The sequence below is a fragment of the Streptosporangium sp. NPDC051023 genome, assembly GCF_040689595.1.
In the GTDB taxonomy this organism is placed as follows: Bacteria; Actinomycetota; Actinomycetes; order Streptosporangiales; family Streptosporangiaceae; genus Streptosporangium.
The window spans coordinates 92,532-106,660 of sequence record NZ_JBFBCE010000022.1 but is presented as its reverse complement, the minus strand read 5'-3'; the positions used below and the strand labels follow the sequence as shown (position 1 = coordinate 106,660).

The following is a 14,129-nucleotide window of genomic DNA, read 5'->3' as shown; positions in this document are numbered from 1 at the left end:
ATAGCCGCAGCTCCTAGGGTTGAGGGGGGAGGGCGGCGCGATACCTGGACTTTTCAGGCCATCGCGGCTCCATAACACCTACTTATAGAGTTCGCGCCTTTTGTAGAGCTGTGTCGGAAATGCTTAGGGGTGGGTCGTCCTCCGGCGGCGCAGGGCGCGGCGGATCAGCCATCCGGCCAGGACGAGACCGGCGAGGGCGCCCACCAGCGGGGCGGCGCGTTTGAGGATGGGGATACCCGCGACCTCCAGGAGGTCGAGGGCCTCCTCGTCGGGAGTGCGGGAGGTACGGGAGGTGCCCGCAGGATGGGTGTCGCGACCACGGGCCTCCTCGATGGTGGCGGTCTCGCGCGTGGAGGGCACGGCGGTGAGGTGGCGGTGCGGGGGCTCCTGCTCGGAGGCCTTGCCACGATCGTCCAGGCTCGGGGCCGTGACGCGCTCCCCGCCCTCGGGAGACGCGAGACCCTCGCGATCCACCGGCCCCTTGGGCTCCTCGGGGGACGGCGAAGGCCCGGCCGTCTCACCGGCCCACGTCTCCGGCGAGGGAGCCTGCGGGGGAGAGACGGAGACATCGCCCGGCGGCGCGGCCGGTTCCGCCCCGGGGCCCTTCAGCAACTCGGACAGGTTCGCCGCGAACCTCTCGATCAGTCTGGCGCCGACCTCGGCCATCACCCCCCTGCCGAACTGGGCCGGGCGTCCTGTCACGGTGAAGGAGGTCTCGACCGTCACCCGGGTCGCGGAGTCACCGGGGCCTTCCGGCCGCAACCGCGCGGCGACCGTGGCGGAGGCCGTGCCCGAGCCGCGCGACTCCTTGCCGGAGGCGTTGATGGTCAGGGTGCGGGCTTCCTTGTCCACGTCCTCGAACGTGGCTCTGCCCCGGTAGGTGAGCGTGATCGGCCCGACCTTCACCTTCATCTGCCCGGTCAGGTCGTCGTCCCTGACCGTCTCAAGCGCGGCTCCCGGCAGGCAGGGGGCGACCCGCTCGGCGTCGAGCAACACCGGCCACACCTGCTCGACCGGCACCGGAACCGTGAACTCATGCTCGAATCGCATCGCCATCGATCCGCTCCTTGTCAATCAACCGTCCGCGCGGCGTCACCGTCGTGCGTCGGCACTACCAGTCTGCCTGCCCCGCCGGAGGGCACCTGAACTCCCGATCCCACCGGAGTCGTGCCCTTCTCGCGGGGCCGCTCCGGTCCCTGACCGAGGCGGGCCCGGGACCGGAGGAGGCCGCTCAGCCGCTCGCCGCCCTGACCGCCCTGCGGGTCAGCACCCGGGCCAGGTGGCGGCGGTAGGCGGGGCCGCCGTGCAGGTCGGTCGGGGGTGAGCTCTCCTCGTCCGCCAGGTCACAGGCCTGTCTGAGCGGGTCGTGCGCGCCGTTGGAACCGGACGGCGTGAGGTCGGCGCCGCGCAGCGCGGCCTCGGCCGCCCGTGCCCGCACCGGTGTCGAGCCCATGTTGGTCAGCGCGATCCGCACCTCCTCGACGACCCCCTCGCCGAGCCGTACGGCCACCGCGACCCCCACGGTCGCCCAGGACTGCGCGGTGCGGTGGAACTTCTCGTAGCGGAAGCCCCAGCCGGGGCCGAGCTTGGGCACCCGCACTCCGACCAGCACCTCGCCGGGTTCGAGCGCGGGCTCCAGGTAGTCGACGAAGAACTCGGAGGCCGGGATCTCCCGCTCGCCGTCGCCGGACCTGACGACGAACACGCAGTCCAGCGCCAGGGCGACGGCGGGCAGGTCCCCCGCGGGGTCGGCGTGGGCGAGTGACCCGCCGAACGTGCCGCGGTGCCGTACCGCGGGATCGGCGACGGTCGCGGTGGCCAGCGCGACCAGCGGGATCAGCTCCCTGACCACGCTGGAACGCAGCACCTCGTCGTGCGTGGTGAGCGCGCCGACGAACACATGGTCGCCCCTGTCCTCGACGCCGCGCAGCTCGGGCAGCCGTCCGACGTCGACCAGCGCGGACGGGTAGGCGAGCCGCAGGCGCAGCAGCGGCAGCAGTGACTGGCCGCCCGCCAGCACCTTGACGTCGTCGCCCGCGTCCTCCGCCTCGGCGAGCACGCGGCAGGCCTCGTCGAGGGACGTGGGTCTGATGTAGTCGAACGGTGCGGGAATCAACGGGCACCTCCCTCGGGCGTTTGCGCGGGTCCGAAGTCAGTCGTCTCGTCGGGGCCGGAGGCCTCCGGCGGGCCGGCGTCGGTGATCGTCTGCCAGACGCGTGCCGGGGTGCAGGGCATCCGCACGTCGTGCACGCCGTACGGGCGCAGGGCGTCCACGATCGCGTTGACGACGGCGGGGGTCGAGGCGATCGTGCCCGCCTCGCCGACGCCTTTGACGCCCAGCGGGTTGCTGGTCGCGGGGGTCTCGGTCCTGTCGGTGACGAACTCCGGCAGGTCGGCGGCGGACGGGATCAGGTAGTCGGCCATCGTCGTGGTGAGCAGGTTGCCCTCGGGGTCGTGGATCGCCTCCTCGAACAGCGCCTGTCCGATGCCCTGCGCGATGCCGCCGTGCACCTGACCCTCGACGATCAGTGGGTTCACCACGGAGCCCACGTCGTCGACGGCGACGTACGACCTGATCCTGGACTCGCCGGTCTCGGTGTCCACCTCGACCGCGCACAGGTGGGTGCCGTGCGGGAAGGAGAAGTTGTCCGGGTCGAAGGTCGTCTCGGCGTCCAGGCTGGGCTCGAAGCCGTCCGGGAGGTCGTGCGCGGCGAAGGCGGCCAGCGCGAGCTGCTGGATGGTCCGCCCCTCCGCGGTCCCGCGCACCGTGAACGACCCGTCGCGGAACTCGAGGTCGTCGGCCGAGGCCTCCAGCATGTGGGCCGCCAGCTCCCTGGCCCTGTCCTTCACCTTCTCGCAGGCGGACAGTACGGCGACGCCGCCCACGACCAGCGAGCGGGAGCCGTAGGTGTCCATGCCCTTGTGCGAGACGGCCGTGTCGCCGTGCAGCACCGAGACGTCCTCGAACGGCACTCCGAGCGCGTCGGCCGCGATCTGACTCCAGGCCGTCTCGTGCCCCTGGCCGTGCGGGCTCGTCCCGGTGATCACCTCAACCCTGCCCGTCGGCAGCATCCTGACCGTGGCGTGCTCCCAGCCGCCCGCGCCGTAGCTGAGCGAGCCCAGCACGCGCGAGGGCGCGAGGCCGCACATCTCGGTGTAGGTCGAGACGCCGATGCCGAGCTGGACCGGGTCGCGCCTGGCCCGCCGCTCCGCCTGCTCCGCCCTGAGCGCGTCGTAGCCGAGCAGCGCGAGCGCCCTGTCCGTCGCGGCCTCGTAGTTGCCCGAGTCGTAGGTCAGGCCGCAGACCGTGGTGTAGGGGAACTCCTCGTGGGCGATCCAGTTGCGGCGCCGTACCTCGACGGGGTCCAGGCCCAGCTCGTGCGCCAGCTCGTCGACGGCCCGCTCGATGGCGAACGTGGCCTCGGGGCGTCCCGCGCCCCGGTAGGCGTCGGTGGGCATCTTGGTGGTGAAGACGCCGGTGCAGGTGAAGTCGTAGGCGTCCATCTTGTAGATGCCGTTGTACATGAACGCGCCCAGCAGTGGTATGCCCGGCGTGACCAGCATCAGGTAGGCGCCCATGTCGGCGAGCAGCTCGACCTTGACGCCCCTGATGCGCCCGTCCCGCTCGGCCGCGATCCTGATCCGCTGGAGCTGGTCGCGGCCGTGGTGCACGGTCAGGTTGCCCTCGGAGCGCGACTCGGTCCACTTCACCGGCCTGCCGAGCCTGCGCGCCAGCAGCAGCGCGAGCACCTCCTCGGCGGTGACCTGGAGCTTGGAGCCGAAACCGCCGCCGACGTCGGGGGCGATCACCCGCAGCCTGTGCTCGGGGATGCCGGTGGTCATGGCCAGCATCACGCGCAGCACGTGCGGGATCTGGGTCGAGGAGTGCAGGGTGAAGGTCTCGCCGTCGGTCGCGGCGACGACCGCCCTGGGTTCCATCGCGGTCGGGATGAGCCGTTGCTGCACGTAGGTGCGGTCGATCACCACGGGGGCGTCGCGGAAGGCGGCGTCGATGTCGCCCTGGGCGAACTTCCAGGTGAAGGCCCGGTTGCCGGACTCGTGGACCTTGGGGGCGCCCTCGGCGAGCGCCTCGGTCATGTCGACGACCGCCTCGAGTGGCTCGTAGTCGACCTCGATCGCCTCAAGGGCGTCCACGGCTTTGTAGCGGTCGGTCGCGACGACGCAGGCCACCGCCTCGCCGACGTAGCGGACCTCGCTCACCGCCATCGGCGGATGGTCGGGGATGACGATGTCCTCGGTGACCGGCCACGCGCACGGCAGGCTGCCCTGCTCGCCCGCGAGGTCCTGGCCGCCGTAGGCGGCGACGACGCCGGGCCTGGCCCGCGCCGCGGAGACGTCGACCCGGGTGATCCTCGCGTGCGCCATCGGGCTGCGCAGGAACGCCACGTACAGCATGCCCGGGAGCTGGATGTTGTCGGTCCAGGTGGTCCTGCCCGTGAGCAGCCGGGCGTCCTCCTTGCGCCTGCGGGCCCTGCCGACCTCGCGCCTGTCGGAGGGGCGGCCGAGCCGGTCGTCCTCCGCGATCCGCTCGGCGACCAGGCCCGCGTCGAGTTGCTCGGTCATGACGTCGTCGCCTCCTGGTGCGACTCCCGCCGGGCCATCTCCCGGGCGCCGCGCCGTACCGCCCTGACGATGTTGGAGTATCCCGTGCACCGGCACAGGTTGCCTTCGAGCCCCTGGCGCACCGCCTCCTCGGACGGGTCGGGATCGTCCCTGACCAGGTCGATCGCGGCCATGATCATGCCTGGGGTGCAGTATCCGCACTGCAGCGCGTGCTCGGCGTGGAAGGCCTCCTGCATGGGATGCCACTCCTGCCCCCGCGCCAGGCCCTCGATCGTGACGATCTCGCTCCCGTCCGCCTGTACGGCGAGCACGGAGCAGCTCTTCGCGCTCCTGCCGTCGAGCGTCACGGTGCAGGCACCGCAGTTGCCGGTGTCGCAGCCGACCGGGGTCCCGGTCTTGCCGAGCCGGTCTCTGAGCAGGTGGACGAGGAGGAGGCGCGGCTCGGCCTCTTCCTCGTAGGTGACTCCGTCGACGCTGACGGTGATTCGCGGCATACGTCCTCCCCGGTGCACCTGTGACGGCCCGGAACGTGAGAGCCGCCAGAAGTGAACGTACGCCCCTGTCCTGCCCGGTCAAGGCCCTGTTCAAGCCGGTCGCCCGCCCCCGCCGGGCAGGGGGACGGGCGGATGTCCGGCTCAGGGCTCATACCGGGCCGGGGTCAGGCAAGCGGGAGGTCCTCCTGGTCATCCTGGGCGCGGGCGCCCAGGATGCGGCGGTCCGCCTCGTCGATCCGGACGTCGTTGATGCTCGCCTCGCGCCGCCGCATCAGCCCGTCGTCGGCGAACTCCCACAGCTCGTTGCCGTAACTGCGCCACCACTGGCCGTCCGCGTCGTGCCATTCGTACTGGAACCGTACGGCGATGCGATTCCCGCCGAACGTCCACAGGTTCTTGCGGAGCGCGTAGTCCTGTTCCCTGGCCCACTTGCGGGTGAGGAACTCCCTGATCTCCTCGCGCCCGGTGAGGAACTCGTCCCGGTTTCGCCAGACCGAGTCGGGTGTGTAGGCGAGGGAGACCCGCTCGGGGTCCCGCGTGTTCCAGGCGTCCTCCGCGGCCCGCACCTTGGCCCTGGCCGTCTCCTCGGTGAAGTTCATGATCTTTCTCCTTCCCGCCCGCTCGCCGGGGCTAGGTGATCCGCACGGACCTCGCGACCGGCGGGTTGAAACGGGAATACCCGTCGAACGTCCAGCGGAGCGGGCTCGCCCCCCTGACGTGAACGAACCGGTCCACGTCGAACTCCACGAGACGCTGCGCGCCGGGGACGTCACCCGGATCCCAGTCGACCCGTGCCCGCCCCGTCAGGTGCAGCGCGTCGCCGCTCTCCCAGTCGAGGAAGAGCAGGGCGCAGCTCTCGTCCAGCTCCAGGTTCCCGAGCGTCATGTACATGGAGTTGCCGACGTAGTCCGGCCAGACCAGCCGCCGCTCGCCGGTCATCCGTACGAACCCGGGGTTGCCGCCCCGGTGCGACAGGTCGGCTCCGAGGCCGGGCGCACGGGTGGCGACGAAGAAGGTGTCGGCGCGCTCGATCCACGCCCGGTGCCCGGCGGTCGGTGTCTGTCCGGCCGTCGCCTCTCCGGGGAGGCCTCCGCGTTCCTCGGAGACGTCCCGCGCCTGGATGTACTTCGGGCAGTTCGCGTACGTCTGCTCGGTGCGTACGACCAGGCGCCCCTCCTGCCGGTGAACCGTGCCGTTGACCCGCATCCTGCGCCTGGTGCCCGGCTCGATCGCGAGCATCCCTATCTCTCCCTCCTCAAGCCCGGTCAGCGGGTCGTGCTCGCCGGGCACCGCTCCGATCACGAGCGTCCGCTCGTCGACGGCCTCGGCGAACCCTTCCTCCCCCGTCAGGACGGTCGCCCACAGCCGTCCGTCCCGGTCCTCGGCCCCGATCAGCAGCATTCGCTGCCGCAGCAGGAACTCGGCCGCCACCGCCGGGATCTCCGGCCTGGCCCTCGCGGAGCCAAGCTCCTTCCCGCGGACCCCGGCCCGCTGCTGCACCGCGAGCTCTCCCACGTGTCTCATGGCCGTTTTAGAAGAAGCCGCAGGTGGGGGCGCCCGCACTCGGTGCGGGACGTTCATCGGCGCCGTCGGCGGTGTAGATCTCCAACCGGATCCCGTCGGGGTCCTCGAAGAACACACCTCCCGAGGAGGCGCCCTCACGGTGCGGCACGACGCCGTCGTGGTGGAGGGTCGTGCCGAGCTCCCTGATCACGGACTCCGCCGCGCGGACCGTCTCGATGTCCGGCACCTGGAACGCCAGATGGTGCAGGCCGGGCAGCCCGGCGGCGAAGCGGCCCTCGCTCTGCTGCCAGAGGGTCAGCAGGAGCTTGCCGTCGAGACCGAGGAAGGCGTAGCGGCGGTCCGCCTGGTCCGACTCGCCGAAGACCTCGAAGCCGAAGACCTTCAGATAGAAATCCTTCGACCTGTCGAGGTCGGAGACGTTGAGGCCGACATGGCCGGTCTGGAAGGACATCACTGTTCTCCTCTCACGGCTTCCAGCGGCTGAGCCCGATAGAAGTCATGTGACCCAATATAACGGGATTTCATGAGTTTGCCCGTTAGAAATATGTGATGTAGGTCACTCTTGAGAGGGGGCATGGCGACGGGAGCCTGCTGGAGGCCGCGGGGGATCGCCGGATGAGAATCAGGCTGAGCTGACGACTCATGCGTACGCGGGGCACATCGTGCTGTACGTGCGCTGGTGCGCTCGGACGGGGCGAGATCGGCGGACCGCGGCCGTCGACCTGGCGCTGTTCATGACGTGGCCGAAGTACGGGTCGAAGGAGACGACAGGGGGCTTGGCCCTGTCGAACGCGGTGGTGTTGGCCGGTCATCCGGCGACGGTGAGCACGATCTTTCCGGTGGTACGGCCGGTCTCGCCGAGCTCGTGAGCCTTGGCCGCCTGCTCGAACGGCAGGACGGTGTCGACCTCGACGCGCAGCCGCCCCGCCTCGACCAGCTCGGCGATCGTTGCCATCGCGGCGTTGTCGGGCTCGACGAGGACGAAGCCCGCCCAGATGCCGCGCTCCCCGGCCTGCCGAAGGAGGTCCTCGTCAGGCTCCAAAGCGAGCTGGACAAGGGTGCCACCGTCGCGCAGCGTCCGCAGGGAACGCGTCCCATAGTCGCCACCGATGCTGTCGATGACCAGGTCGATGTCGCGGACCGTGTCGGCGAAGTCCTCCTCGGTATAGTCGATCACCTCGTCGGCGCCCAGCGCACGTACGAAGGCGTGCTTGGGCGTACGAGCGGTCCCGATCACGTACGCGCCGAGATGCTTGGCGAGCTGCACGGCCAGATGGCCGACCCCGCCGGCTGCGGCATGGATCAACACGCGCTGGCCCGGCTGCACATTCGCGGTGTCGAGAACCTGCCACGCGGTGAGCGCCGCCAGCGGCAGCGCCGCGGCGTGCACGTGGTCGAGTCCGGCCGGCTTACGGGTGAAGTGCCGCGACGGGGCGGTCACGTACTCCGCGTAGCCGCCCGCCTTGTGCGGGAAGCGCGGCATGCCGAAGACCTCGTCACCCGGCCGGAAGCGGGTGACCCCGAGTCCCACGGCCTCGACCACCCCGGACACGTCCCAGCCGAGGATGGCGGGCGGGTCGCCCAGCAGTCTGCCTTGCGCCCGTGACTTCCAGTCCGTGGGGTTGACGCCGGCCGCGTGCACCCGTACGAGGACCTCCGTCGGCATCGGCTCAGGACGGTCCACCTCGGCCGGGGTCAGCACCTCGGGGCCGCCCGCGGACTCCTGGATGATCGCGCGCATCCGTGCCGTCGTCGTTGTGTCTTCGCTCATGGGAGAACGCTCCGTTAGTGCCGGGATGAGTGCGCCGCCGACTGCGGCACCCGTGACCAGCCTCCGCGATGGACGGACGTTGAAGAAGTGGCATGATTGCCATTGTGCGCAAGGATCACGCCATGCATCGCGTCGTCGTACTCGCCCTCGACGGCGTGATCCCGTTTGAGCTGAGCATCCCGTCCCGGATCTTCGGTATCGCCGAGGGCCCGAACGGTGAACCGTTGTACGAAGTCATCACCTGCACCGTCGACGGCCGCCCCGTACGGACCAGCGCGGACTTCAGCGTCGCCGTCGAGCATGGAGCGGAGGCGCTCGCCACGGCGGACACCCTGGTCATCCCCGCCGCCTTCGGTGCCGGGATGATCCACGAGTTGGGACGGCTGCCGGAGCCGCTCGACGCCGCGCTCGCGACCGTGCGGCCGCGCACCCGCATGGTGTCGATCTGCGTCGGATCGTACGTGCTGGCGGCGAGGGGTCTGCTCGACGGCCGTCCGGCGACCACGCACTGGCACCACGCCGAGCACTTCCAGCGGCTCTTCCCTCGTGTACGGGTGGATCCGGACGTGCTGTTCGTCGACGACGGCGATGTGCTGACCTCGGCGGGCGCGGCGGCCGGGGTGGACCTGTGCCTGCACCTTGTCCGCCGCGACCACGGCAGCGAGGTGACGAACAAGGTGGCTCGTGGCTGTGTTGTCCCGCCGTGGCGCGAGGGCGGCCAGGCCCAGTACATCGAACGGCCCGTGCCGGCACCGTCGACGGCCGGCACCGCGCACACCCGCGCCTGGGCCCTGGAACGTCTGCACGAGCCGCTGCCGTTGTCGGAGTTGGCCGCGCACGCGCGGATGAGTGCACGCACGTTTATCCGCCGCTTCCGCGAGGAGGTCGGCATGCCGCCGGGGCAGTGGCTGATCCGGCAGCGCGTGGACCGGGCCCGTCATCTGCTGGAAGCGAGCGACCTACCCATCGACCTCATCGCCCACCAGACCGGTTTTGGCACGACATCCTCGCTCCGCCACCACCTGCACGCGGCGATCGGCGTCTCGCCGATGGCCTACCGGCGCACCTTCCACGCGCACGGATCGCCGTCCGCGTACGCCGATATCTGACGCACATAGGCTTCGGTGGATGGCATTCCGTCCCGGCACTCGCTGGGGCGCAGGTACTCGAAGGCTGTGCCCTGCCACCTTCAGTTCATGGATCCTGGCGTGCTTGGCGCGAGTGCGGTCGGCGAACCGTGACGAGGGGTGCCCGGGGCCCGGGGGGGTCAGTGCGCCTTGTGCTGGTGGTAGTGGCGGGCGGCGCGGGCCCGGTTGCCGCACCTGACCGAGCACCACTCCTGGCGGGGGCGCTCCTTGACGAAATAGAGCACGCAAGGCGAGGAGCCGCAGGTGCGAAGCTGCTCGCCGTACGGCCCGGCCAGGAACTCGATCGCCGCCGTCGCGAGGACGGCGCGGACGCGTGCCGACTCCCCGCTCTCACCGGTGAGGACGCGCGTGGCCACGGGGGCGCCCTCTCGCGGCCACTCCAGCCGAGGGGCGACCGGTGCGGCCAGCGCGGTGGCGTTGACCAGGGCGAGGGACTCGGTGAAGCCGGGAAGCCGGGTGACGTCCGCCCCGCTCGCCGGGCCGGGCGCCACCGCCCTCGCGAACAGGGCCCGTACGGCCTGCCGCAGCCTGACCACCTCGTGCCGCAACTCCTCAGAGGCGGCGAAGGACGGGCCGAGCCCCAGCTCCGCCGCGTGCGCCAGGCCCCAGGCGGTCATGCCCTCGACGTCCGAGAGGTCGTCCCCCGGCCTGCCTCGCCTCGCGTGGACCGTGTTCACGAATTCCAGGACCAGCATGTCCGCAGTCTAACGCCTTCTAGGGGCATTACCCGTGAGGTCTATCGGCGCCTGAACGCCCTGGCGAGGATGGCGGCCAGGCCGGCCACGCCCAGTCCGCCCAGGATGACGGGAAGCATGACCAGCGGCTCGATGTCCGGCAGGCTGATGAAGAGGATCCCTGAGACGATGAACAGCAGGCCGCTGAGCAGGGCCATCCAGTCGGTGCGGTGCCATCGTCCGCGCACGGCGGGGTCGGTCTCAGGCCGCACGCCGTACCTCCACGTCTCCGATGCCCGCCTTGACGTTCAGGACGATGGTCGCGACGTCGCCCCGCGGTTGCACCTCGGGCTCCAGAATCTTGTCGTGGTGGACGTCGGCCCCGCCTGCGACCGAGTGGTCGATCTTGACGTCGCCGAGCTTGGTGTACCCGTTGACCTCGACGCGGGCCGTAGCAGGAAGGATCACCTCGATCTGGCCGACGGAGACGGACGCCTCGAAGACGGTCCGCGACCCCGGAGGCAGCGACAGATCGCTCAGGTTCAGGGTGCCCTCGCCGATGCCGACCGAGTAGGTGCGGGCCGCCTCCGACAGGCTGGACGGCTCCCAGCGGTAGCTGCCGAACTTTCTCGGCATGCCGGTGATCGTCGACCCCGCGACGAGGGCGAGCGCGATGACGGTGCCCGCCGCCACCAGGGCCGCGCCCCTGCCGAACCAGGTGGCGACCAGGAGGCCTGCTCCGACGGTGATGAGCATCGCGCCGCCGACGGCCGTCATGTTCACCGACCCGGACGTGGACTGGATCGCCACGATGATTCCTCCGACGATCATGGCCAGGAATATGGTGATGCCCCCGACGAACGACCTTGGCCGCTTCCGCGCGGGCGCTGTCGCGACCGGCGAGCCGTACCTGGAGAGGTCGTAGGGAGAGTGGGGCTGCTGCCTCCTGCGGGGATCCAGGGGCTGGTAGGGCCCGTACGGTGAGAACGGCTCCCCCGAGGAGTCGAACGACACCGTCGCCGAGCCGTACGAGGCCGCCTGCGCCGGTCCGGCCGGCGAGGCGCTCCCCGTCTGCGATGTGCCGGGCTGCGGCGGTGCCGACAGCGGTGCTGACGGCGGCGGTGGCGGCGGTGGCGCCGGCGGTGGTTCCGGTGGTTCCGGCGGCGGGGCCGCGTGCGCGGTCGTGAACGTCTCGGCTCGTTCCCACGTCGCGGGATGGGACGTCGGCTGCCGGTACGGCTCCGCGGTATGCTCCCGCGTCCCCGGATACGGCTCCGGCTCCGTGACCAGGGGCGTCTGCGCGGGCGGGGTTGGCTCCTTGACGGACGGCCTGCCGGGGGCGGCGTCCTGGGCGAACGGGGCGGGCGGCTGCTGCGTCCCGAAGCCCCGGCGGCCACGCAGCCGGTCGGGCAGGGAGCGGGCGACGGCCAGCAGGTCGACACCGCGCGAGTGCGCGGTGAGCAGGGCGATGGCGAACAGCGTGGCGACCACGACCGTGCCGGTGCCGATGCCCTCCGAGGACACGTTGATGATCAGGCCGAAGGCGAAGACGCCGGTCAGCAGGGCCAGCACGGTCTCGCTGTCGAAGCTTCTCCTGGTCCACTGCTCCATGTATCCCGGGCCGCCATTCGTCTCCCGCATGAGCAGGAAGGCGGCCACGTAGAGCATGACGCCGATCCCGGAACCCAGGACCAGCGCGGCGAAGCCGACGCGGAACAGCACCGGGTCGACCCTCGCGTAGCGGCCGAGGCCCGCGCAGACGCCGGTGAGCATCCGGCCCTCTTCGCCGCGGCTGAGGGTTCTCTCCTCGTGCTGGGAGAAGAAGGGCGGCGAGTCGGACGGTGTGCTCGCCGGGTCCTGTGCGTTCCCGGTGTCGTTCATGTTCCTATCGTGGTCCTTCTGGGGCCGCGATCGTATCCGGGAGACCCCTGAGTCGTCCCCGAGCGGATCCGCCTCTCTCAGGGTCCCTTCAGGGGAAGGCCTGATGCGAGGACCGCCCCCGACATGTGACGATGCTGATGATATGGCTGACAGAAAGACAGTTCGCGACGCGGCACCCGCGACCTCCCAGGAACCCGCCTTCCCCCGGCTGATGAGGCCGGTCGAGGGGCGTCTGGTCGCCGGGGTCGCCGAGGGCGCCGCCGCCCAGCTCGGGCTCGACCCGGTCGTGCTGCGGCTCGCCTTCGTGCTGCTCACCGTACTGGGCGGGATCGGCGCCGTGGCCTACGCGGCGTTGTGGATGTTCACCCCGCGCGAGCCGTACGAGGGGCGGGAGCCCTCCAGGGACTGGAGCCAGCTCGCCGCCTACGGGGCGATCGGACTGGCGCTGCTGGCCCTCGGCTGGCTGACCGGCGCCTCGACGGGCGGGATCGGCGCGTGGCCGATCGCGGTCGGTGGCATCGGCTCGCTGATCCTGTGGCAGCAGGCCGACCCCGACCGGCGGCGGCGCTGGATGAGCAACACGGTCGGGCAGGTGCGCCAGAACCGGGTCCGCACGCTCGTCGGCCTGGTGCTCGTCGTCGTCGGCGCGATCGGTTTCCTGGCGGCGACCAACGAGCTGGACAACGCCCGTCCGGGCATCATGTTCACGCTGGTCGTCGTGGGAGGCGTCGCGTTCATCGCGGCCCCCTGGCTGGCGGCCCTGTGGAAGGAGCTCCAGCGGGAGCGTCGCGAGCGCATCCGGCAGGAGGAACGCGCCGAGTTCGCCGCGCACGTGCACGACTCCGTGCTGCACACCCTGACGCTGATCCAGCGCAACGCCCACGACTCACGCGAGGTGATGCGGCTGGCCCGCTCCCAGGAGCGTGAGCTGCGCAACTGGCTCTACCAGCCGAAGCAGGACGCGGACGCGACGGTGGCCGCGGCCGTGCGGCGCGTCGCGGCCGAGGAGGAGGACGCCCACGGCGTGCCCATCGAGATCGTCTGCGTCGGTGACTGCCCGCTGACCCCCGAGCTCTCCGCGATGATGCAGGCGGCGAGGCAAGCTATGGTCAACGCCGCGAAATACTCTGGATCGTCGGTCATCTCCGTCTACGCCGAGGTGGAGCCGGATGAGGTCACCATCTTCATCCGTGACCGGGGTGTCGGCTTCGACATGAAGGACGTCCCGGAGGACCGGATGGGCATCCGTCAGTCGATCATCGGCAGAATGGAACGCCACGGCGGCAGCGCCCGGGTGCGGACCGAACCGGGTGAGGGGACGGAAGTAATGTTGACCATGAAATTGGAGAAGGCGTGAACGAGCGGTCCTGCAGGTACCGCACGTGGGCGGCGAGGGAGTTTTCATGAGCACCGTCAGGGTTCTGATCGTCGACGACCACCGCCTCTTCCGCTCCGGCGTCCGCGCCGAGCTGGGCGACTCGGTCGAGGTGATCGGGGAGGCCGAGGACGTGGAGTCCGCGGTCAAGGCCATCGCCGAGCTCCAGCCCGACGTGGTGCTGCTCGACGTGCACATGCCCGGTGGCGGGGGCCAGGAGGTGCTGCGCCGCGTCCTCGGGTCGGGGTCGCAGGTCCGTTTCCTCGCCCTGTCGGTCTCCGACGCGGCGGAGGACGTCATCGGCGTGATCCGCGGGGGCGCCAGGGGATACGTCACCAAGACCATCAGCGGCCGTGAGCTCACCGACGCGATCCGCAGAGTTGCCGAGGGTGACGCGGTCTTCTCCCCGAGGCTGGCGGGTTTCGTGCTGGACGCCTTCGCCTCGAGCGAGGCCCCGCCGATCGACCCCGAACTCGACTCGCTGACCCAGCGGGAGCGCGAGGTGCTGCGCCTGATCGCCAGAGGCTACGCCTACAAGGAGATCGCCAAGGAGCTGTTCATCTCGGTCAAGACGGTGGAGACCCATGTCTCGTCCGTCCTGCGCAAGCTCCAGCTCTCCAACCGGCACGAGCTCTCACGCTGGGCGACAGCGCGACGTTTGGTGTGATCTGTACTACC

General features: G+C 70.7%; 14 protein-coding genes. 3 read left to right on the top strand and 11 right to left on the bottom strand.

Features of this window, described 5'->3' with window-relative positions:
* Positions 1-123: 123 nt before the first annotated feature.
* From AB0395_RS17095 to AB0395_RS17060, 8 genes are all read right to left on the bottom strand, one after another.
* Positions 124-1,056 carry an SRPBCC domain-containing protein gene (locus tag AB0395_RS17095; RefSeq protein ID WP_366281541.1) on the bottom strand — a complete coding sequence of 311 codons (933 nt, stop codon included), beginning with the start codon at positions 1,054-1,056 and terminating at the stop codon, positions 124-126.
* A 175-nt stretch (positions 1,057-1,231) separates the two neighbouring features.
* On the bottom strand, positions 1,232-2,116 hold the full coding sequence (locus AB0395_RS17090; RefSeq protein ID WP_366281539.1) for a xanthine dehydrogenase family protein subunit M: 885 nt from the start codon (positions 2,114-2,116) through the stop codon (positions 1,232-1,234).
* Complete coding sequence (locus tag AB0395_RS17085) at positions 2,113-4,584, bottom strand: xanthine dehydrogenase family protein molybdopterin-binding subunit (protein WP_366281538.1); 2,472 nt, start codon at positions 4,582-4,584, stop codon at positions 2,113-2,115. The genes AB0395_RS17090 and AB0395_RS17085 overlap by 4 nt, the downstream gene beginning before the upstream one ends.
* Positions 4,581-5,078: a (2Fe-2S)-binding protein gene (locus AB0395_RS17080; RefSeq protein WP_366281536.1), complete on the bottom strand. Its 498-nt coding sequence runs from the start codon at positions 5,076-5,078 to the stop codon at positions 4,581-4,583. The genes AB0395_RS17085 and AB0395_RS17080 overlap by 4 nt, the downstream gene beginning before the upstream one ends.
* A 164-nt stretch (positions 5,079-5,242) precedes the next feature.
* The gene (locus AB0395_RS17075) at positions 5,243-5,677 is read right to left on the bottom strand and encodes a nuclear transport factor 2 family protein (RefSeq protein ID WP_366281535.1); all 435 of its coding nucleotides are present in this window, start codon (positions 5,675-5,677) and stop codon (positions 5,243-5,245) included.
* A 31-nt stretch (positions 5,678-5,708) separates the two neighbouring features.
* Positions 5,709-6,602, bottom strand: a complete 894-nt coding sequence (locus AB0395_RS17070) for a pyridoxamine 5'-phosphate oxidase family protein (RefSeq protein WP_366281534.1) — start codon at positions 6,600-6,602, stop codon at positions 5,709-5,711.
* A 7-nt stretch (positions 6,603-6,609) separates the two neighbouring features.
* Positions 6,610-7,053 carry a VOC family protein gene (locus AB0395_RS17065; protein ID WP_366281532.1) on the bottom strand — a complete coding sequence of 148 codons (444 nt, stop codon included), beginning with the start codon at positions 7,051-7,053 and terminating at the stop codon, positions 6,610-6,612.
* 357 nt (positions 7,054-7,410) lie between these two features.
* On the bottom strand, positions 7,411-8,373 hold the full coding sequence (locus tag AB0395_RS17060) for an NADP-dependent oxidoreductase (RefSeq protein WP_366281530.1): 963 nt from the start codon (positions 8,371-8,373) through the stop codon (positions 7,411-7,413).
* A 122-nt stretch (positions 8,374-8,495) separates the two neighbouring features.
* On the opposite strand from AB0395_RS17060, the gene AB0395_RS17055 reads away from it, so the two are divergent.
* Positions 8,496-9,482: a helix-turn-helix domain-containing protein gene (locus AB0395_RS17055; RefSeq protein WP_366281578.1), complete on the top strand. Its 987-nt coding sequence runs from the start codon at positions 8,496-8,498 to the stop codon at positions 9,480-9,482.
* 158 nt (positions 9,483-9,640) lie between these two features.
* Here the strand turns inward: AB0395_RS17055 and AB0395_RS17050 are convergent, their stop codons facing one another.
* The 3 genes from AB0395_RS17050 to AB0395_RS17040 are packed head-to-tail and all read right to left on the bottom strand — an operon-like array spanning position 9,641 to position 12,076.
* The gene (locus AB0395_RS17050; RefSeq protein ID WP_366281528.1) at positions 9,641-10,216 is read right to left on the bottom strand and encodes a CGNR zinc finger domain-containing protein; all 576 of its coding nucleotides are present in this window, start codon (positions 10,214-10,216) and stop codon (positions 9,641-9,643) included.
* Between the two features lie 41 nt (positions 10,217-10,257).
* Positions 10,258-10,467 (bottom strand): hypothetical protein, encoded by a 210-nt coding sequence (locus tag AB0395_RS17045; protein ID WP_366281527.1) that lies wholly within the window; start codon positions 10,465-10,467, stop codon positions 10,258-10,260.
* Positions 10,457-12,076, bottom strand: coding sequence for a PspC domain-containing protein (locus tag AB0395_RS17040; RefSeq protein WP_366281526.1), 1,620 nt, complete (start codon positions 12,074-12,076; stop codon positions 10,457-10,459). Before AB0395_RS17040 ends, AB0395_RS17045 begins: the two co-directional genes overlap by 11 nt.
* A gap of 142 nt (positions 12,077-12,218) precedes the next feature.
* On the opposite strand from AB0395_RS17040, the gene AB0395_RS17035 reads away from it, so the two are divergent.
* Together AB0395_RS17035 and AB0395_RS17030 are read left to right on the top strand one after the other, a co-directional pair.
* Positions 12,219-13,433, top strand: a complete 1,215-nt coding sequence (locus tag AB0395_RS17035) for a PspC domain-containing protein (protein ID WP_366281524.1) — start codon at positions 12,219-12,221, stop codon at positions 13,431-13,433.
* Positions 13,434-13,479: 46 nt separating this feature from the next.
* Entirely contained in the window at positions 13,480-14,118 is a 639-nt protein-coding gene (locus AB0395_RS17030) for a response regulator transcription factor (RefSeq protein WP_366281522.1), read from the top strand.
* The last annotated feature ends 11 nt before the right edge of the window (positions 14,119-14,129 follow it).

What these genes read in the sequence shown, in the direction of transcription:
- AB0395_RS17075 (WP_366281535.1), bottom strand. Translation starts at nt 5,677, where the DNA reads ATGAACTTCACCGAGGAGACGGCCAGGGCCAAGGTGCGGGCCGCGGAG.
- AB0395_RS17055 (WP_366281578.1), top strand. Translation starts at nt 8,496, where the DNA reads ATGCATCGCGTCGTCGTACTCGCCCTCGACGGCGTGATCCCGTTTGAG.
- AB0395_RS17080 (WP_366281536.1), bottom strand. Translation starts at nt 5,078, where the DNA reads ATGCCGCGAATCACCGTCAGCGTCGACGGAGTCACCTACGAGGAAGAG.
- AB0395_RS17095 (WP_366281541.1), bottom strand. Translation starts at nt 1,056, where the DNA reads ATGGCGATGCGATTCGAGCATGAGTTCACGGTTCCGGTGCCGGTCGAG.
- AB0395_RS17070 (WP_366281534.1), bottom strand. Translation starts at nt 6,602, where the DNA reads ATGAGACACGTGGGAGAGCTCGCGGTGCAGCAGCGGGCCGGGGTCCGC.
- AB0395_RS17030 (WP_366281522.1), top strand. Translation starts at nt 13,480, where the DNA reads ATGAGCACCGTCAGGGTTCTGATCGTCGACGACCACCGCCTCTTCCGC.
- AB0395_RS17060 (WP_366281530.1), bottom strand. Translation starts at nt 8,373, where the DNA reads ATGAGCGAAGACACAACGACGACGGCACGGATGCGCGCGATCATCCAG.
- AB0395_RS17050 (WP_366281528.1), bottom strand. Translation starts at nt 10,216, where the DNA reads ATGCTGGTCCTGGAATTCGTGAACACGGTCCACGCGAGGCGAGGCAGG.
- AB0395_RS17040 (WP_366281526.1), bottom strand. Translation starts at nt 12,076, where the DNA reads ATGAACGACACCGGGAACGCACAGGACCCGGCGAGCACACCGTCCGAC.
- AB0395_RS17065 (WP_366281532.1), bottom strand. Translation starts at nt 7,053, where the DNA reads ATGTCCTTCCAGACCGGCCATGTCGGCCTCAACGTCTCCGACCTCGAC.
- AB0395_RS17085 (WP_366281538.1), bottom strand. Translation starts at nt 4,584, where the DNA reads ATGACCGAGCAACTCGACGCGGGCCTGGTCGCCGAGCGGATCGCGGAG.
- AB0395_RS17035 (WP_366281524.1), top strand. Translation starts at nt 12,219, where the DNA reads ATGGCTGACAGAAAGACAGTTCGCGACGCGGCACCCGCGACCTCCCAG.